At 36.5% G+C, this 20595-nt stretch carries 16 protein-coding genes; 8 read left to right on the top strand and 8 right to left on the bottom strand.

Annotated elements, in window-relative coordinates; translation table 11 throughout:
* The first annotated feature begins 356 nt into the window (after positions 1–356).
* Positions 357–3872, top strand: a complete 3516-nt coding sequence (addB, locus tag FSZ17_RS07940) for a helicase-exonuclease AddAB subunit AddB (protein WP_057774358.1) — start codon at positions 357–359, stop codon at positions 3870–3872.
* Positions 3850–7608 carry a helicase-exonuclease AddAB subunit AddA gene (gene addA / locus FSZ17_RS07945; protein ID WP_057774355.1) on the top strand — a complete coding sequence of 1253 codons (3759 nt, stop codon included), beginning with the start codon at positions 3850–3852 and terminating at the stop codon, positions 7606–7608. The genes addB and addA overlap by 23 nt, the downstream gene beginning before the upstream one ends.
* A 36-nt stretch (positions 7609–7644) precedes the next feature.
* On the opposite strand, the gene FSZ17_RS07950 is transcribed toward addA, so the two are convergent.
* The 6 genes from FSZ17_RS07950 to FSZ17_RS07975 all read right to left on the bottom strand — a co-directional run bounded on the left by FSZ17_RS07950 (position 7645) and on the right by FSZ17_RS07975 (position 9625).
* Positions 7645–7863, bottom strand: coding sequence for a spore germination protein (locus tag FSZ17_RS07950; protein ID WP_057774352.1), 219 nt, complete (start codon positions 7861–7863; stop codon positions 7645–7647).
* A 75-nt stretch (positions 7864–7938) separates the two neighbouring features.
* Positions 7939–8331, bottom strand: a complete 393-nt coding sequence (locus tag FSZ17_RS07955; protein WP_057774349.1) for a spore germination protein GerPE — start codon at positions 8329–8331, stop codon at positions 7939–7941.
* 2 nt (positions 8332–8333) lie between these two features.
* Positions 8334–8510 carry a hypothetical protein gene (locus FSZ17_RS07960; RefSeq protein ID WP_057774347.1) on the bottom strand — a complete coding sequence of 59 codons (177 nt, stop codon included), beginning with the start codon at positions 8508–8510 and terminating at the stop codon, positions 8334–8336.
* Complete coding sequence (gene gerPC, locus FSZ17_RS07965; protein WP_057774344.1) at positions 8507–9130, bottom strand: spore germination protein GerPC; 624 nt, start codon at positions 9128–9130, stop codon at positions 8507–8509. Before gerPC ends, FSZ17_RS07960 begins: the two co-directional genes overlap by 4 nt.
* Positions 9131–9193: 63 nt before the next feature.
* On the bottom strand, positions 9194–9388 hold the full coding sequence (locus FSZ17_RS07970) for a spore germination protein GerPB (protein WP_057774340.1): 195 nt from the start codon (positions 9386–9388) through the stop codon (positions 9194–9196).
* A 15-nt stretch (positions 9389–9403) separates the two neighbouring features.
* Positions 9404–9625: a spore germination protein gene (locus tag FSZ17_RS07975; protein ID WP_057774337.1), complete on the bottom strand. Its 222-nt coding sequence runs from the start codon at positions 9623–9625 to the stop codon at positions 9404–9406.
* A gap of 192 nt (positions 9626–9817) precedes the next feature.
* Here FSZ17_RS07975 and FSZ17_RS07980 point away from each other — a divergent pair, with 192 nt between their 5' ends.
* The 4 genes from FSZ17_RS07980 to FSZ17_RS07995 all read left to right on the top strand — a co-directional run bounded on the left by FSZ17_RS07980 (position 9818) and on the right by FSZ17_RS07995 (position 16243).
* Positions 9818–11413, top strand: a complete 1596-nt coding sequence (locus FSZ17_RS07980; RefSeq protein WP_057774334.1) for a long-chain-fatty-acid--CoA ligase — start codon at positions 9818–9820, stop codon at positions 11411–11413.
* Between the two features lie 376 nt (positions 11414–11789).
* Positions 11790–12689, top strand: coding sequence for a fumarylacetoacetate hydrolase family protein (locus FSZ17_RS07985; protein ID WP_057774331.1), 900 nt, complete (start codon positions 11790–11792; stop codon positions 12687–12689).
* 140 nt (positions 12690–12829) lie between these two features.
* Entirely contained in the window at positions 12830–13186 is a 357-nt protein-coding gene (locus FSZ17_RS07990) for a YisL family protein (RefSeq protein WP_057774328.1), read from the top strand.
* A 138-nt stretch (positions 13187–13324) separates the two neighbouring features.
* Entirely contained in the window at positions 13325–16243 is a 2919-nt protein-coding gene (locus tag FSZ17_RS07995; protein WP_057774325.1) for a bifunctional diguanylate cyclase/phosphodiesterase, read from the top strand.
* A gap of 44 nt (positions 16244–16287) precedes the next feature.
* Here the strand turns inward: FSZ17_RS07995 and FSZ17_RS08000 are convergent, their stop codons facing one another.
* A complete protein-coding gene (locus FSZ17_RS08000) occupies positions 16288–16851 on the bottom strand; it encodes a DUF2777 domain-containing protein (RefSeq protein ID WP_057774323.1) in 564 nt (187 codons plus the stop codon).
* A 325-nt stretch (positions 16852–17176) separates the two neighbouring features.
* Here FSZ17_RS08000 and FSZ17_RS08005 point away from each other — a divergent pair, with 325 nt between their 5' ends.
* The gene (locus tag FSZ17_RS08005) at positions 17177–18721 is read left to right on the top strand and encodes an alpha-amylase family glycosyl hydrolase (RefSeq protein ID WP_057774321.1); all 1545 of its coding nucleotides are present in this window, start codon (positions 17177–17179) and stop codon (positions 18719–18721) included.
* Positions 18722–18975: 254 nt separating this feature from the next.
* Here FSZ17_RS08005 and FSZ17_RS08010 read toward each other — a convergent pair whose 3' ends face one another.
* The gene (locus FSZ17_RS08010) at positions 18976–19467 is read right to left on the bottom strand and encodes a YajQ family cyclic di-GMP-binding protein (protein ID WP_057774318.1); all 492 of its coding nucleotides are present in this window, start codon (positions 19465–19467) and stop codon (positions 18976–18978) included.
* 167 nt (positions 19468–19634) lie between these two features.
* On the opposite strand from FSZ17_RS08010, the gene FSZ17_RS08015 reads away from it, so the two are divergent.
* Positions 19635–20492 carry a CvfB family protein gene (locus FSZ17_RS08015; protein WP_146846422.1) on the top strand — a complete coding sequence of 286 codons (858 nt, stop codon included), beginning with the start codon at positions 19635–19637 and terminating at the stop codon, positions 20490–20492.
* Positions 20493–20595: the final 103 nt, after the last annotated feature.

Genomic DNA, 20595 nt, shown 5'->3' on the forward strand with positions numbered 1-20595 from the left:
GCTGAAACCACTTCGTTGCTATCTCTTGTTGAAACAGTTCACACTATCTATTTCTTTGTGGAAAATCCATTTCCCTTCTTATTCACTCTTAGAATATAGGAATATATGTAAATAAATTGTTTCCATTAATCTTACAGAACTCAATTTAATATACTGTACGGCTTCTGTGATAATATATTCATAGAATAAGTTCGTTTTTTTAGCTAATAGGAAAGTTTAAGTTTATTAACGTACTAAAGTAACGTGTGTGTTCAATTAAATATCTGCTAATAAGATCGCATAAGAAAAACTAAGGCATTCGCCAATAAGGACTTGGCGAACGCCAAGTTTTTCTAAGAAAGGATGAGAGACTGATTATGTCGGTGCGATTATTGATCGGCCGTTCGGGCAGCGGCAAAACGGAGTACTGTCTGAATGAAATTCGTGATGAGCTAAAAAGAAAACCAGATGGAAGCACGCCCATCATTTATTTAGTGCCAGAACAAATGACATTCTTATCAGAATATAAGCTGATTACAACACCTGACCTTGGCGGGATGATCCGTTGCCAGGTCTATTCATTCACCCGTCTAGCATGGAGAATTTTACAGGAAACCGGCGGCATGAACCGTTATCATATTAATAGCGTTGGCATTAGTATGCTAATTCGAAAAATTATCGATGAAAAAAAAGAAGAGCTAAAGCTTTTTCAACGTGCTGCAGATAAAAATGGTTTTATCCAGCAGATTGAACAAATTATTACAGAATTCAAAAGGTATTGTGTTAAACCGGAAGAGCTGGCTGAAAGACACGACCAATTATCAACAGAGGAACAATCAAATAATGCCCTTCAGGATAAGCTTCACGATCTTGAACTCATCTATAAAACATTTGAAGAATCGATTATTAATAAATATTTAGATTCTGAGGATTATTTTCGTCTTCTGTCTGAAAAAGCGTTAGAATCAGCTTATTTAAAAAACGCAGAAGTATATATTGATGGATTTTATAGCTTTACCCCTCAGGAATATATGATTGTTGAGCAGTTAATGAAGCTATGCAAAAAAGTAACCATTACCCTGACGCTTGATCGGCCATTTAAGCAAAATTCACCTGATGAGCTGCACTTATTTAGAATGTCTGGTGAGAATTGTCAGACAATCTATGAAATAGCTACAGCAAATGGACTTCAAATGGAGGAAATATTGCTTTCCGATCAGAAAAGATGGGAAAAGCCGTCCCTACAGCATCTTGAAGCAAATTTTGATACTCGGCCTGCTATTGGCTACAAAGGAGAAACAGCTGTTCACATTGGTCAAGCTGTTAATCGTCGAGCAGAAATCGAGGGAATCGCAAGGAAAATTAATCAGCTTGTCCGTATAGAAGGCATGAGATATCGAAATATAGCCATCCTTTTACGAAATGGACAAGACTATCATGACCTAATCGAAACGGTTTTCCAAGACTATCAAATCCCTGTTTTTATTGACCAAAAAAGGACAATGCTGAATCATCCTCTAGTTGAATTAATCCGTTCCACGCTCGAGGTCATTAACGGAAACTGGCGCTACGAGCCGATTTTTAGAGCGGTAAAAACAGAATTAATTTTTCCAGTAAAATTAAATAACACTTTAATACGAGAACAAATGGATAGACTCGAAAATTATGTTTTGGCCAAGGGGATTCAAGGAGATAAATGGACGAATAAGAAAAGGTGGATTTACCGGAGAATCATGGGATTAGAATTTGATTCCTTCGTTCAAACGGATGTCGAAAAAGAAATTGAGCAGGAGCTTAATGATTTAAGGGATATGATTACTGGTCCAATTCTAAGATTGTCACGGCGCTTAAACAAAGCGAAATTCGGCCGTCAATTTTGTGAAGCAGTTTATTTATATCTTGAGGAACTGGATGTTCCGGCTAAAATAGAACAATGGAAGAATTCGGAAGAGGAAAAAGGGAATCTAGTAAAATCAAGAGAACATGGACAAGTATGGAATGCCATCATGGAGCTTCTAGATCAATATGTAGAAATGCTTGGTGAAGATGAGGTATCGCAAAAGCAGTTTGCTTCAATCCTTGATGCTGGAATGGAGACTCTTCGCTTTTCACTTGTCCCTCCTTCTTTAGATCAGGTAGTTGCAGCTGATATGGTAAATTCTCGGCTTTCAGATATTAGGGCTGCATTTATTATTGGGATGAATGAAGGAATTCTTCCATCTAAGTTTTCAGAGGACGGAGTATTTGCAGATGATGATAGAGAGAAGCTCCTTTCAAATGGAATGAAAATTGCTCCATCAGGCAGAACTCGTCTTCTCGATGAAGATTTTATCGCTTATAAAGCATTTGTAACTCCATCGGAATGGCTTTTTATAAGCTATCCGCTTGCGAATGAGGAAGGAAAGGCATTAATGCCTTCATCCTATATAAAAAGATTACAGGATTTACTGCCGGAATGTAAACAGCATTATTATTTAGCAGACCTCGCTGAACTGCCTGAAGTTGAACAGCTGGAGTATGTATCCAGCTTAAATACGACGCTCGCCTATTTAACATCACAACTGCAGCTTAAAAAGAGAAATTATCCAATTTATGATTTCTGGTGGGATATTTATAATTTCTATCTTAAAAATGAGAGCTGGAAAAGAAATGTCCAAAAGGTTCTTTCTAGCCTTAACTATGAGAATCAAACACGAAAATTAAATGAACATATTAGTCAAGATTTATATGGAGATACCATTCATGCTAGTGTTTCTCGAATGGAATTATTCCATGGTTGTCCGTTTTCACATTTTGTCCAGCACGGACTAAAACTTAGGGAGCGGCAGATTTTCCGTCTAGAAGCTCCTGATATCGGTGAATTATTCCATGCTGCACTTAAATACATTGCAGAAACTGTTATGAATAAAAGGATGTCATGGACAGAATTAACAAGGCAGCAATGTGAAATTCTCGCACAAGAAGCAATTGAAATGCTTGCACCAAAACTGCAAAATGAAATATTGTTAAGCTCCAATCGCCATTACTATATAAAAAGAAAGCTAGAGCAAATTATTAGCAGGGCATCATTTATATTAAGCGAACATGCAAAGGCAAGCGGCTTTTCACCGGTTGGGCTAGAGCTTGGATTCGGGCCCGGGCCAAAAGCTGATCTTCCACCACTTTCCTTCCCACTTAAAAATGGGACTAAAATGGAGCTTGTCGGAAGAATTGACCGTATCGACAAGGCGCAGGAAGGAAATGATGTGTTCCTTCGGGTGATAGACTATAAATCCAGTTCAAAGGATTTAAATATCAACGAGGTATATTATGGTCTTGCACTGCAAATGCTCACTTATTTAGACATAGTCATTTCTCATTCAAAATCACTTATTGGAACAGAGGCTAATCCGGCTGGTGTCTTATATTTCCATGTTCAAAACCCAATCATTAATACATCAAAAATGCTGACACTTGAAGAAATCGAACAGGAAATCTTTAAAAAGTTTAAAATGAATGGCCTTTTGCTCGGTGAAGAAAATGTTGTTAAGCTCATGGATCAGACACTGGTGACAGGAGATTCCTCCATCATCTCTGCAGGAATAAAGAAGGATGGCAGTCTTTCAAAACGCTCAAAAATTGCAAGTAAAGAGGAATTCGATCATTTACGCAAATATGTGCGAGGAATGTATACAAAAACAGGAAATCAAATTATTGGCGGCAACGTGGATATTTCCCCTTATAAACTGAAGGAGAAAACCCCTTGTACATTTTGTTCCTTTAAATCTGTCTGCCAATTTGATGAATCTCTAGATGGCAATGATTATCGTTTACTTGTTCCACAACCTAAGGATGAGGTGCTTGAATGTATGAGAAGGGAGGTAGAGGAAAATGCAAACACGAATACCATCTAAGCCAGCAAATGCTACTTGGACAGATGATCAATGGAAAGCCATTATGGCCAAAGGACAGGATGTTTTAGTTGCTGCAGCGGCTGGCTCCGGAAAAACGGCTGTTCTTGTTGAACGTATCATTAATAAAATTATATCTGAGGAAGATCCGATCAATGTTGACGAATTGCTTGTTGTAACCTTCACAAATGCTTCGGCTGCAGAAATGAGACATAGAATTGGAGAGGCTTTAGAAAAAGCTATTAACGAAAATCCGAAATCTATTCATTTACGAAAACAGTTAAGTTTATTAAATAAAGCGTCGATCTCTACCCTTCATTCCTTCTGTCTGGAAATGATCAGGAAATATTATTATATGATCGATATTGATCCAGGTTTTCGGATTGCTGATGAAACAGAAGCTCAGCTTCTAAGGGATGAAGTGCTTGAAGAGCTTTTTGAAGAGGAGTACGGGAAAGAAGGAAATGAGGACTTCTTTGCCTTAGTTGATACGTTCACAAATGATCGCAGTGATATTGCGCTACAGGAAATGATTAGGAATTTGTATGATTTTGCACGGGCAAATCCTTCACCAGATCAATATTTAGACTCGATCATAGAGATGTACAATGTAGAAAAACAAACAGAAATCGAGCAGCTTCCATTTGTTCAATCTCTTTTGCACGACATTGATCTGCAATTAAATGGGGCAAAACAATTACTCGAATATGGACTTGAGCTGACAAAGCTTCCTGGAGGTCCTGCACCAAGAGCGGAAAATTTCATCGATGACCTGCAAATTGTTAATACGCTTATTCAAGCTAAAAACGATTCGTGGGCAACACTTTATCAAGCACTGCAATCATGGTCCTTCGGAAGGGCAAAGAATTGCAAAGGTGAGGAATATGACAACGAATTAATTGAAAAGGCAAAAAAGCTTAGAGATAAAGCGAAAAAAATCATTCAGGATATCCAAGACGAGCTGTTCTCGCGTAAGCCTGAGAGCTTTATTCGAGATATGAGTGAGATGAAGCGGCATATCGAATCACTTGTTTCAAGTGTAAAGTCATTTTCACACCGATTTGAGCAAGTTAAAGCTGAAAAAGGAATTGTCGATTTTGCCGATCTTGAACATTATTGCCTAACTATACTCTCAACGATTCAAGAAGATGGAGCATTATTACCATCAGCAGCTGCCTTCGCTTGCAAAAGACAGTTTAAAGAAGTCCTTGTTGATGAATATCAAGATACCAATATGGTTCAAGAAACCATTTTGAAGCTTGTTACAAATGATTCAGAGCTAATGGGCAATCTTTTCATGGTTGGTGATGTGAAGCAGTCCATTTACCGCTTTAGGCTTGCAGAACCGAACTTATTCTTAGGTAAGTATAACCGGTTTACAAAAGGTGGTGAAGAAGCTGGCTTACGAATAGACCTCGCTAAAAATTTCAGAAGCCGTAAAGAAGTGCTTCATGGAACAAACTATCTTTTTAAGCAGCTGATGGATGTTTCTGTTGGGGAAATTGAATATGATGAAGCAGCAGAATTGATCAATGGAGCCCCATACCCAGTGGATGAAACCTATCCAATTGAATTGACTGTAATCGATTTAGAAGGTAAGGAAGAGGAAGAGCCTCAAGAGGCAGAAGAGGAAGTCTTTGATAGTGCTGATTTAGCTCAGTCTCAGCTTGAAGCTAGATATATGGCTTCAAAAATAAAAGAAATCATCGCTGAACGGAAGGAAGTATATAATCCAAAAACAAAAACTGGAAGACCTGCGATGTACCGTGACATCGTTATTTTACTCCGTTCCATGACTTGGGCACCGCAAATCATGGAGGAATTTAAACAACAGGGTATTCCAGTATATGCTAATTTGTCCTCGGGTTATTTCGAAGCAACTGAGGTAGCCATTATGATGTCACTTTTGAAAATTATTGATAATCCGTATCAGGATATTCCTCTTGCATCTGTTCTTAGATCGCCAATTGTCGGTTTAACAGAGGAAGAACTGGCACAGATTAGGATTCATCATAAAAAAGGCGTATTTTATGAAGCTATATCAGCCTTTTGTTTGGAAAAGCCTTCAATTCAAACAGAGGAATTGTATGAAAAACTATTACCATTCTTTGAAGATTTAAAGGAATGGCGTGTGATGGCAAGGAAGGGTTCACTATCTGAGTTAATCTGGCACTTATACCGAGAAACAAAGTTTTATGATTTTGTAGGCGGAATGCCAGGAGGAAAACAGAGACAAGCCAATCTTCGTGCTCTTTATGATCGTGCCCGCCAATATGAAGCTACATCTTTTCGGGGATTATTCCGCTTCTTAAGATTTATCGAAAGGATGCGTGACCGCGGAGATGATCTAGGTGCAGCCCGTGCATTAGGGGAACAGGAGGATGTTGTACGCCTGATGACGATTCATAGCAGTAAAGGGCTTGAATTTCCAATTGTTTTTATAGCAGGGCTTGGACGAAATTTTAATACGATGGATTTGAAAAAAAACTATATGCTTGATAAGGAATACGGCTTTGCAGCAAAATACGTTAACGCTGAAAAAAGAATTTCGTATCCGTCCCTTCCTCAGCTTGCTTTTAAAAGGAAAAAGAAAATGGAAATGCTGGCAGAGGAGCTGCGTGTTCTGTATGTGGCTTTAACAAGGGCAAAAGAGAAGCTATATTTAGTTGCCTCTGTAAAAAGCGCAGAGAAAAAGCTGAGTCAATGGGGCAAATTCGCCGAAGCTCAAGACTGGCTCCTTAATGAATTTGATCGTGCATCGGCAAATACTTATCTGGACTGGATAGGGCCTTCGCTTGTGAGGCATAAAGACTGTGAACCATTGAGAGGAAAGGGGTCAGGAATAAATCCGCTAATCTCAGAAGAAATTATTACTCACCCTTCATGCTGGAATGTCCAAATATTAAACGGCAATGAGGCTGCGAGCATTACAGAAGAGATGGATATACAAAGAGAAGACTTACTGGATAGGGTATTGAGCGGGGAGGCTATCCCTGTGGAATCTCCATTTAAAGATTTGGTTGAAGCTCAGCTATCATGGAAATACAAGAATTTGAAAGCTTCTAATCATCGTTCAAAACAGTCTGTATCTGAAGTGAAGAGGCAGAAGGAAATATTCTCTCATGAAGATGCTGGAATTGAATACATTCAAAAATTAAAAAAGCCTTTATTGAACCGTCCTCAATTTATGCAGGAGAAGTCATTATCTCCCGCGGAAAAAGGGACTGCTATGCATACGGTGATGCAGCATATTGATTTCAGTAAGGAGCCAACGGAATTGTCAATTGCAGTAAAAATGGAAGAAATGGTTCAGAAGGAACTTCTGACTGCAGATCAGTTCGAGGCAATAGATCCGGATTTAATTGTACAATTCTTCCATACAGACCTTGGAAAAAGGATGATTCAAGCTAAAGGAATTAAGCGTGAAATCCCTTTTAGTGTTTCATTTCCTACTAGTGATATCTACCATGAGTGGGAAGGGGAAGATGAGCATGTTTTGATCCAAGGAATTATAGACTGTCTGTTTGAAGATGAACATGGTCTAGTGCTTCTAGATTATAAAACGGATGGAATTACCAATCGTTTTAAGGGAGGCTTTACTGAAGCAAGGAAAGTCCTAGAGGAACGATACCGAGTGCAAATAGAAATGTATTCGAAGGCGTTGGAGCAAATTTTAAAAAGGGAAATTAGTGAGAGGTATTTATTCTTTTTTGATGGAGCTCATATAATCAAGCTTTAATAAAACAGGCATGGGAATCCATTTCCCTAGCCTGTTTTAATTGTTTCCAACAATTGGCTGGTCAATTAGGTTTGTATCCAGAACATTGCTTGCACTCAGTCCATTATTTGTAACAATGAATCCACCAGTATTGATTGCTCCTTGCCCTGAAGTTGATTTTGAAGCGGTTTTTGGAGAGATAATTACCGTATCACCGAATTGAACAACTCCGCCTGAAACATGAATAATTTGAACGGGGCCAATAATTGCTGGCATACGAAACATCCTTTTCTATTTTGACGATTTTTTTAGTGGGGTCATTTATCAAAGGTTAACGTGCTGTGTAAGTTTTTATCTGCTTTCAGATTGAGTTTTATTTTTCGGTAGCAGCTGGCGAATATGTTTAATTCTTGTCTCCATTGAGACATGATTGCTGCTTCCAATATGGATGATGGAAGATACGGATACACCAACAATATCTAAATGGTGAACTTTAATAATCGGATTCAGATTTTCTGTATACATAGGGATACTTATTTCAACTGGCTGGAATGGTATGGGTTTAGTAAACACTGGATAGACATTAAAGTTTCCTTCGTTTCCATAAAAAATTTCCTGTTCCCTTTGAACTGCTAGCGCCCGTGAAAAGCCTTGTATGATGGAGGAGTCTCCAATTTGAAATATAGAAGAATAGAAAAAGGTATCTATTTTTATCTCATCAACAATCGATGTTCTTCGAAACATAGTTACTCCCGTGTCAGTGGAACAAAAGGTCCGATTATTAAAGACTCTGGAGGTGTATCAAAAGCGGATGCCATCTGAATGGTTTGTGTATCTCCAATCATTAATATGGAGGAGCTGGATACCCCAATAATTCGTATACTTCCTACAGAAAGCTCCCGATTGTAAACATGGAAGTTCATTCATTCTTCAATCCTTTCACATTATCAGGCAAATGGTTTAAAAAGGTTTGAACTCCTTTTTGTATTTCCATTTTCAGCTGGTTTATGATTTCATCATTCAAATTATTAGTTCGATCAGCATTGTTTTCATGTTCAGGAGATTGATATTTTTTAAGATAAAAGTCAATTCTGCTAGGTAATTGTTTTTTAATATCCTCTTTAATAAAGGATATTTGTGGTTCACCAATATCAATATTCTGACTCTTTCCAATTTCAGTGATGAATTCGGTTAGTTCATTATCTAAATAATGAAAAATGGCATTTTCAATATCAATTGTCCTATACATTTGATTATTTGGTGAGTATGGGGTATGAATGCCTTTATTTTCAATGGTAAAATCATCAATATTATTTAAATCTGATGGATTTAGTCCAATGTTTAATGTTCCCTCTAAGGTTTCTACCTTTAGCTGATCAAATTTATACTCAATTTTGTCAACATTAACCGCAGGACGTTCTTTTAGTGTTTTTGTTTCCTCTGTTAGTTTAGAAACCTTTCTCTCTAAGCTAAGGATTCTCTTCTCCTGATAATCGATAAATACATGTAATTTTTGCAGATAAGAATATAAGTCTGAAGTCATTTTCCCACCTCATTTTTGACTTTCAAGAATCAAGAAAAAGAGTGCATATCCATAACAGTTTAATTATTGTGCTGATAATGGTACTAAAGGTGCAGTAGCTGCTGCCGTTGGTGCAGGTTGAGTAAAACCTCCCGTATTGTATAAATGAGAAGATGGAATAATCATACCCGCACTGCCGATCTGAAATACGGATGAGTTAGATATTCCTCCAATCTTAATGAAATTTATTTGAATGGATTGTTGAATATAAAAATTCACAATTATCACCTTTAACTATGCATTTAGAAAAATCCCTTGATCTGTTCCGTCTGAATCATATGTGTTCGTACTGCTTTGGTGATTATAAACATTTAATCCATCACCAGTATTAAAAGAACCTGCCCCTGAATAGGTTTTTGCATTTGATATAGGCATTATTTTATAAACATCCCCAATGTTAAATACAGAACCGGTTCCAATAGCCATAACTTGGGCGACTCCTACAATTGCTGGCATATACGACATCCTTTTTGTTTTTCTTTTATATCGTATGTGCCTAGAAAAGGATTGTGATTAAAAAGCCTAACAATCTTTTAAAACTCGATTCCTACACATTGTAATATAACAGATGAAAAAGTTCTTAACTGTTTGAAAGAATATGGTAAAATATTATTAGAATTTAATAAATATTCAGTGAGGTGTCCGATTATGTATGTCCCTTTAATTTTAAATCAGTTTTTAGATCGCGCTGTTTCTTTATATGGATCCAAAGAAGCCATTTTTTGTGATACAAGAGTTTTTACATATAATGAGCTCAACAACAGGGTAAATCGTCTATCCCATGGTTTAAAAGGCCTTGGCGTAAAGAAAGGAGATCGTGTAGCTTATTTGGCACCCAATACTGTAGAGATGCTGGAAGGGTTTTATGGAGTTTTTCAGCTGGGGGCTGTCATGGTTCCGTTAAATATTCGCCTTAAGCCAGATGATTATGTTTTCATTTTGAACCACAGTGAAACAAAGGTGCTGTTTGTTGATCAAGATTTATACAATCTTATTGAACCTGTAAAGAGTCAGTTAAAAACGGTTGAAAAAATTATTATCCATTATAAAGAAGAACATTCTGAAGAAACGGATTACGATCAATGGCTTTCGAGCCAATCAGATCTTCCATTCAAAAGAGAATCTATTGACGAGAACGATGTCTGTAGCCTCTTGTATACGAGTGGAACAACTGGGAATCCAAAGGGAGTTATGCTGACTCATCGTAATAATTATTTGCATGCACTAACCACGATGCATCATCTTCGAGTTCAAGATCAAGATGTACTGCTGCATGTATTGCCAATGTTTCATGTGAATGGGTGGGGGTCTCCTTTTTATTACACTGCTAATGGTGCTTCACAGGTTTGCTTAAGAAAAGCTTCGCCTGAGTTAATCTTTCAAGCTATCCAAAACCATAAAGTATCGATTATGCATATGGCGCCGACCGTTCTTAACTCTCTCATCCAATATTTTGAAAAGAACAGGCCGGATATTACACAGGAATTAAGAGTGGTTATTGCCGGCTCAGCTCCACCACCTGCGTTTGTTTCAAAGGTAGAAAGGGAGATCGGTTGGGAATTTATCCAAGTTTATGGAATGACAGAGTCATCTCCATTAAGCACATTCTCAGTTATTCGCTCTCATTTAAAATCTTTGCCGATTGAGGAACAATATCGAATGAAAGCTAAAGCTGGTTACCAAATGATCAGCTGTGAAGTTAAGGTAGTAAATGAGTTTGGGGAGGAAGTTGCTCATAACGGAAAGGAAATAGGAGAAGTCATTACGAGAAGTAATGGCGTTATGAAGGGCTACTGGAAAAATAAAGAGGCGACAATGGAGGCCATCCGGGACGGCTGGCTGCACACCGGGGATATGGCAACTGTCGATATGTATGGAAATATTGATATTGTTGATCGTAAGAAGGATATTATTATTAGCGGAGGAGAAAATATTTCGTCAATTGAAATTGAAGGTGCTCTATATGAACATCCATCAGTAATAGAAGCAGCTGTCATTGCTGTTCCTCATGAAAAATGGGGAGAGACACCTCATGCTTTTATTGTTCTTAAAGAAAATCAAGAGGTGACTGAGCAGGATATTATTACATTTACAAGGGAAAAACTAGCACATTTTAAGGCAGTTACCGGCGTCACATTTGTTGAAGCATTGCCAAAAACGGCATCTGGAAAAATCCAAAAGATCCACCTTAGAAATGACTATTGGGAAGTAAAGGGGAAAACAGCTGGGAGGTTTGTAAATTAGTCTTTGATCTAATAATCTCAAAAGAAAAGCTGCAGCATAGTGTTGCAGCTTTTTGAATTTTAGCTAGTAGGAAAGTTTAAGTTTATTAACGTAATAAAGTAAAGTGTGTTTTCAATTAAGTATGTGCTAATAAGATCGCATAAGTAAAACTAAGGCATTCGCCAAAAAGGACTTGGCGAACGTCAAGTTTTTCTAATGGAAAGGTTTCAGTTTTTACTGGAAAAGTGATTGCATTGATGATTTTTTCCTCCCAAATTAATTTCAGACGACTTTGGATTAGCCAACATTATTATAGTCCTGTTAAAATAGTAAAAGAGAAGTTTAGTTATTTCAGTATTCCATTATAGAAACGTGAAATTAAAAATGAGGTGTTCAAATGAAGTTTGTGACAGCAGAAAAGAGCAGTGAAATCTTTGTAGGACTAGTTAATGAAGCAAAAACAAAAATCCTGCCGCTAAATAAAGCCTCTGAAAAGAAATCAGGCAGCAAAGAATTTCCAGAAACGATGCTAGAATGCATTGCATTGGGGAATATATTTATTCAAAAGGTAAATGATTTATTGGATTGGGCAGATAGCGATGAGGATGTATTTCTCCCGATTGAATCTATAAAACTATTGGCACCTATTCCGCGCCCAAGCAAAAATATTTTCTGTGTCGGCAAAAACTATGCAGATCATGCAATTGAGATGGGGAGCAAAGAAGACATTCCAGAGCATATAATGGTTTTTACTAAAGCGCCAACAACTGTTATCGGTCATAAGGAAACGGTTCTAAGTCATCATGGTTTAACTGAAGAGCTGGATTATGAGGGAGAGCTCGCAGTCATTATCGGCAAAAAAGGAAAAGGGATTAAGAGAGAAGAAGCCCTTGATTATATTTTTGGTTATACAATCATTAACGATATTACAGCTAGAGATCTTCAGGCTCGTCATAAGCAATTTTTTATTGGGAAAAGCCTTGATACCACTTGCCCAATGGGCCCATGGATATTACACTCATCAGCTGTTGAAAACCCAAATAAGCTGAATATCCAAACAAGCATTAACGGAGAAATTAGACAAAGTTCAAATACTGAAAACTTTATTTTTCCTATTGAAGAAATAATCTCAGTTCTTTCTGAAGGAATGACTCTTGAACCGGGAGATATCATTGCTACAGGAACACCTGCAGGAGTTGGAAAAGGCTTCAAGCCACCTCGTTTCCTAAAAAAAGGGGATGTCATCGACATTACAGTAGAAAATATCGGAACTTTATCTAATCAAATACAAGATTGATTATTTCAGTTCTATGTGAACACATACTTACAATAACTTATATAAACATGTGGTTAAAGATAAAAACATTAAACTTAACCTTAGGTTTTATGTTTAAAATATGATATGATGTAATCGATTTTAGTTAAGGAGGCTAATCTATGATACATGCACACATAACAACATGGGTTTTAGCACTTGTATTCTTTTTCGTTGCGCTTGGATTACATAAAAGTGGGAAAGCTAGAGGATTAAAGGTAGTTCATATGATTTTAAGATTATTTTATCTTCTAATCATTGGAACGGGAATATGGATTTTGAGTTCTCTCAACAGTATTAGTATGCTTTATGTTATAAAGTCATTAATCGGTCTTGCCGTTATTGCAAGTATTGAAATGATCCTTGTCCGTTTAGTTAAGGGAAAAAGCACAACAATCTTCTGGCTTCTGTTCATCATTTCTCTTATTCTTGTACTTTATTTAGGATTTATGAAACTGCCTTTAACCTTTCTTTCTTAAACAAAATTTGATAAAAATCTTCAATTTTTGAAAAAAGCTGCCGAAAAAGGTAGCTTTTTGTTATTTTGACATATCATGAAATCATTTTTTATGGTATTTTTATCTTATAAAAACGTCTCAGAATTTATGGTGATTCTTATGGCTAAAACAATCACATGTATATTTGAAAATAATACTCAATTAAATAGTTTTATTGAAATTCATGAACTGAATGAATATCCTAATCTGCTTATACAAGTTTTCTCTGGAAAAACAGATAGATCTTTTATTCTGCAGCTACAAAGCACAATAAAAGAATATCTTCCTTATGCAACTGTCATAGGCTGCACGTCATCAGGTGAAATTATTGAGGGTAGAATGATTGAGAATGAGGTAATTCTTTCCTTCACCATCTTTGAAAAGACTGAATTAAAATCGATTTTGCTTCGTCAAGATTCTTTTGAAAATAGTTTTGATATGGGGATAAGTCTGGCAGAGCAGCTTTCGGATTTTGACACTAAGGCACTATTATTATTTCCTGTAGGAAATAAAATAGATGCGCAATCGCTTATAAATGGGGTTTATCATGTTAACTCACAATTAATTGTCGCAGGTGGGGTAGCGAGTATTAATAAATCCACGAATGAATCTTATGCAATTTCGAAAGACGAATTAACAAATCAAGGTGTAGTGGCGGTTTCGCTTCAAAGCAAACAGCTTATTGTTCAGTCTAACAGTCATTTCGAGTGGCAGGAAATTGGGAAGGCTTTTACCATTACGAAGGCAACTGGAGACATTATTTATTCCTTAGACAAGAAAAAACCTCTTCAACTTTTAAGACATTATTTAGGTGAGGGCTTTATTAAAGGCATTCCAAATTCAGGGTTAGAGTTTCCATTCATTAATGATCATAAAGGTGAAAAAGTTACTTTATTTATTTTAGAGATATTGAAAAATGGAGCTATAAAAGTAAATAGGAAAGTGACTGAAGGGGAACAGCTAACCTTTGCTTATCCTAATATTGAAGGGACTATTAATAGTTCGTTGCAAGGCTTTAAACAGCTAGCGAAAAAACAGGTTGAATCCATTTTTGTTTATAATTGTTTGTCAAGGAAACAATTTGCGCGAGATTTTTCCGAGAAAGAATTGGCTATGCTGCAAAGTATTGCTCCGGCAAATGGTTTTTTCTCTCAAGGGGAAATAGCCTCCATGAAAGCAGGGGAACCACAGCTAGTCGGGTTAACTCTTACATATTTATCCTTATCCGAACAAGAGAACCTTCGTGGAGAAGATCGACGGCTTGTATTTAAATATACAATGCCTGACCAATTAAAAACCTTAGCATCGCTTACTCACTTAATGGAGGCTTCACAGAATGATTTTTACCAATTAAATGAGAGCTTAAAAATATCTGAGCAATATTATAAATCTCTTTTTAATAATAATACAGATATTGTTTATTCTGCTGATTTACAAGGACATATTACTAGTGTTAATCCGGCTTTTGAGAAAATGTTTGGTGACAGCAATAATGAATTAATTGGAACATCAGCAATGAAGTATGTTTTAAGTGAGGACGTTGCACGTGTTAGGATGCATTTTTACAAAGCACTTAAAGGAAAAGAACAGTATTATAATGTAAAACTGATGACTAAATCAGGGGAAATGAATCTTTTTCAGATTAAAAATATTCCGATTACAGTAGATGGAGAATGTGTTGGAATATATGGCATTGGAAGAAATATTACAGAACAGAAGAAAATTGAAGAAAAAATTACTGAGCTTTCTAATTATGATCATGATACCGGTCTTCCAAATCGTATGAAATTTACTGAGCAGTTAGAAATCATGCTGCAGCGAGCAAAGAAGAAAAAGAGAATGCTTGCCGTCCTTTCTGTTGATATTGATCGTTTTAAACTCATCAATGATAGCCTAGGACATTATGCTGGAGACATGATTTTAAAGGAGCTTGCCTATAGAATTGAAAAAGTTCTTCCAAGTGGATCGTATATTGGAAGATTTAGCGGAGATAAGTTTACAGTCATTCTGTCAAAGGATGTTCAAATTGAAGAGGTCATGAAGACAGCGAAATCTATTCTCGCAGAAATTGCTGATCCAGTTCATTATGAGGATCAAGAATTTTTTGTTACTGCAAGCATTGGAGTTAGCTTTTTTCCAGAAGATGGCCTAAATGAGCATGATCTATTGAAAAATGCTGATATTGCTACGAATCGTTCAAAAGATCAGGGAGGAAATCGAATTACTTTTTTCTCTACAGAAATGAATGAACAGGCTATGACAAGATTAGAATTAGAAAGCTACTTGCGTAAGGCCCTTAAGAAAAACGAATTCTATTTAATGTTTCAGCCATTGATCGATTTAGAAACAGGAAAAATATTTGGAAGTGAAGCATTGATTCGGTGGAATCATCCGAAATTGGGGCTCGTATCACCAGCAGATTTTATTCCATTAGCTGAAGAAACTGGAATCATCCAGGAAATTGGCCGCTGGGTATTAAAAACAGCTTGTATACAAAATAAGAAATGGCAATCGCTTGGAAATGATTATTTGTCGGTGGCTGTCAATGTATCGGCATATCAGTTTCAGCAGCCAGGCTTCTTAAAAGAAGTAAAACAAGCATTAGCTGAATCAAAACTAGACCCACAGTATTTAACATTAGAGCTTACAGAGAGTACAATGCTCACAAATATTGATTATAGCATTCGGGTTATGAGGTCTCTTCAAAATCTAGGTGTTAATGTGTCAATCGATGATTTTGGTACTGGTTATTCTTCATTAAGTTATTTAAAGGACTTACCAATTAATACATTGAAAATTGATCGATCGTTTATTAATAATCTACGAGTCGATACATATGATATTGCAATTGTTAAAGCAATCATAACAATGGGGCATGGGTTAGAAGTTAAAGTTGTAGCTGAAGGGGTAGAAACAAAGGAACAAATTGAGCTTTTAAAAGAATTAAATTGCCACTATGCTCAAGGCTACTATATCCATAAACCACTCCCAGCAACTGATTTTGAAAAAGGATTAGAACAGACTGTGAATATTCATTAGCGAATATTATGGAAAAGGGCTCAGAAAATAATCTGAACCCTTTTTTACAAAGATATTTTTTCAATAACCATTCTTTTTCCGCTATTTAAGGTAAATTCAAAGCGATCGTTTGTTTTCTCAAAGTAACTGAAATGATGCTGTACATTGCAAATATGCTCTTGATTATCGAAAACAATAATATTAACACCACTTTTCCTATCGCTATTTTCAAGATAGGATAATTGGTTATAGCAATATATACAATCATGAACTGAGAACTGCAAGGAGTTTAATGTGGTGATAAATTGGAAAAAAGCATCATCATTCATTTCATCTAACAATTTTTCTAAAGAAAAAATAAGAAGCTTACGTATTCTCATAGTATCTTGATCCTTAAGTGGAAATACTTCATTTTCCAATGAAATTTTTCCTTCTTCAAGTAATAACCCCTTTTTCCAGCGCTTAAAACGATATAATTCAATTTCCTGGTGGAGGAATTCATCCAATAATGATGCTTCTTCGGTATCTTTATCAAAAAATACCCATTGATCATTAATGTATTCAATGGTCCCTTCAGTGAATGCTCGGGTTTGGTATTCTAAAAGTTTAGTGCGCTGCTGTCTATTCATAAAAAACCTCCATTTGATTTCCTCAACAATCTTTTTAGACATATTCTTCAATTTTTATAACTTAATGAGTGATATTTACCTATTTTTATACCATTCCAATATAATTCCCTATAGTAGGTTATTCGTATAAATGTCTTTCGGGTACAAAATGGATATGGCTAAATACCCAAATTAGATTTGTATTATGACAAAATATTATTGGTCAATTCTAATGTACGTAATTTGACGTAACAGGGGGAAAAAGGCTACTCTTAAAGAGTTGTGTATTTTATACTAGCAAATAGAAATTATTTATTGTTTTGATTTTGAAGGAGGAGGAGCGACGATGAAAAAAAGAGTATGGACTCTGATCTTAATCCCGTTGCTTCTTTTTTACGCCCTACCTGTAGGTGCTGTCGAAAAAGAAGATCGAAAATGGCAAGATGAATCCATCTATTTTTTAATGGTGGATCGCTTTAATAATGGGGATTTCAAAAATGATTTTCATGTTAATGTAAAAGATCCGAAAAGCTTTCACGGCGGTGATTTTCAAGGGATTATCGAAAAACTAGATTATATTAAGGATATGGGCTTTACAACCATTTTGCTGACACCTGTATTTGATAATGAAGATAAAGGGTACCATGGCTACTGGGTTAAAGACTTCTATAATACGGAAGAACATTTTGGAACAATAGATGATTTTAAAAAGCTCGTTCAGGAAGCCCATAAAAAAGATATGAAAGTGATGTTGAATTTTCCTCTTAGTCATGTTGGCCCAAATCATTCATGGATGAAGGAAGCTGACAAGAAGGATTGGTTCAATAATCAAGAGGGAAATCAACTAACAGATAGCGGTCAGCCCATTGTAAAGGATTGGTTAGAAGGTCTCCCTAAATTGAATCAAGAAAATCAGGAGCTTAAGAATTATTTAATTGATGCTGCAAAGTGGTGGATTTCCGAAACAAATATTGATGGTTATTATATAGATTCAGTTGATCAAGTATCCAAAAATTTTATGACTGATTTTGTCAAAGAGGTAAAAGCTGCAAAGGATAACTTCTATCTCCTAGGAGAAGTAAGCTCTCATGATCCTCAGAGGATTGCAGAATATCAAGGAACAGGAATGGATGGATTTATTGATTATCCTCTTACAGCATCATTAAGACCAGCTTTTGATCAAGTAGACAAATCTTTAGTTGAGATGAATAAGCAAAAAGAAGACTTGCTATCTACATATAAAAATCCATATTTAATGGGATCATCCATGGATAATCTCAATACAGTCCGCTTTACACATGATACAGTTGAGAAGAATCAACATCCAGGGCCAAGGTGGAAGCTAGCCTTAACTTATTTGTATACGACACCGGGAATTCCAGTTGTATACTATGGCAGTGAAATTGCATTAGAAGGCGGTGTGGGAGCAGATAATCATCGACAGATGGATTTCAGAACGGATAAGGACCTCATTGACTATATTACCAAACTTGGTGAACTGCGGAATAATTTCCCAAGCTTAACTAGGGGAGAAATGAAGTGGCTAGCTAATGAAGACGGTGTAACTGTTTATAAAAGAACATTTGAAAATGAAACCACTGTGATTGCAATTAATAATACGTCTGAGTCGCAAAATATTTCAATCAATGCTGATCAATTAGAAGATGATAAAGAGCTTCGGGGATTATTAACGAATGACCTTGTCAAAAGCAAAGATGGTCATTATGATCTTATTCTTGACAGGGAAGAAGCTGAGGTTTATGTTTTATCTCAAAAATCAGGTATCAATATCCCATATGTTACTGCTACAATTATCGTTTATGGAGCCTTTATTGTGTTTATTTTCATGGTTTGGAGAAGATCAAAAAGGAAGAGAGCGCAGGAAGAATAAGAAGATAAAGCCAAAGGATCAAGATCCTTTGGCTTTATTAAATAATATTTATTACTTTTCTCTAGTTAGAGAATTGTCTAGCTCCGAGCGCCATCGGTTCGAGGCCATAAGCCAATCCGTCAAGAAGGTTAAAGAACATCCTTCTCGCCGGCTCGTCTAATGCTTGAGTCCCGCAGGATGCGGGTCATGCAGACGTTGCCACAGGACGTGGCATTCTTTGTCTACGTTCCTTAGAGAGGGCGCTCTCCGCTTTTCTATCGATAATTTACAAATTGCACTTCAACGTTGAGGTCTGCTTCTTTTACGGCTGCAATGATTTTTTGAAGATCATCACGGTTTTTGCCAGTGACACGAATTTGGTCATCCTGAACCTGGCTTTTAACCTTTAAACCGCTGTTTTTAATAAGGGTATTGATTTTTTTTGCATCTTCTTTATCGATTCCTTGTGCAATTTTTGCTCTTTGGCGAACTGTTCCACCAGATGCTCCTTCGATTTTACCATAGTCCAGATTCTTTATTGGAATGCCCCTTCTAATCATTTTGCTAATTAGGACATCTTTAAGCTGGCCGAGCTTATACTCATCATCAGATATAAGCACGAGTTCCTCTTTATCAAGAGAAGCATTGCTCTTGCTTCCTTTGAAATCATAGCGAGTTTGAATCTCCTTCATTGCTATGTTAATTGCATTTGTAACCTCAGAAAAATCAACTTTGGATACAATATCAAATGAGCTTTCTTTAGACATGACTGCCTCCTTAGACATCCTTCTAATCAAAAGGTTCGAATAGATTCGGACTTTTTGATTAGAAGTTTTACTTTTACATTAATTATAGTAAAATATAGCAGTCTAAACAACATTAAGGATAATAGTGAAATTAAATATAATTGGGTGAATATGAAGGAGGAGCTAATATGGCTTTAAATGAATTTATTGGCCGTTCAGTTCAATTAAAGACTGAAAGACTTGCAGATTTTGGCTATTTTTTGACTGACGGCAATGAGGATGTTTTATTGCACAAAAACGATACAGATATGCATTTAGAGGAAGGGCAGGAAGTTGAGGTATTTCTTTATACGGATTCGAAGGGGCGAGTAGCCGCCACAACTCAAATTCCCGAAATAACAACGGACTCCTATGGATGGGCAAAGGTTAGTGATGTGAAGCCTGGAATAGGTGTATTTTTGAATATTGGTATTAATAAGGACATGCTGCTAGGAGAAGAAGATCTCCCTGTACATCGTTCTGTCTGGCCAATCGAGGGAGATATGCTTTACATTACCCTAAGAGTAAATAAAAACAATCGAATATATGTTAAATTAGCTACTGATCCTATTATTGAAGAAATTTCTGAAAAAGCAACAAGAAAAGATTTTAATAAAAATATTCATGGTTACATATATCGAACTGCTAAGGTCGGAAGCTGGTTATATTCAGCAGAAGGTTATAAGGGATTTATTCATGAATCTCAGAGGAAAACTGAACCACGTCTCGGTGAAAAAGTAGAAGGCAGAATCATTGATATTAAAGAAGATGGAACCATCAATGTTTCAATGTCACCTAGAAAACATGAAGCACTTGATCAGGATTCGGAAGTTATACTATCCTATTTGGCTTCACGTAACGGGGCTATGCCTTATGGAGATAAAAGTACGCCAGAAGATATAATGGATCGTTTTCAACTAAGTAAGGCATCATTCAAACGTGCACTAGGCCGATTAATGAAGGATGGAAAAATTTATCAAGAAGAGGGATGGACTTATATAAAGTGAAACTTCAATCAGTGGGGGTTTTTCGACGCACAGGACGTGCTAGTGCCGACGTTGCCACAGGACGTGGCGTTCTTAGTCGGCCTTCATCCCTCACTGATTGTTA

It is taken from the genome of Cytobacillus dafuensis (assembly GCF_007995155.1).
GTDB classification, from domain to species: domain Bacteria; phylum Bacillota; class Bacilli; order Bacillales; family Cytobacillaceae; genus Cytobacillus; species Cytobacillus dafuensis.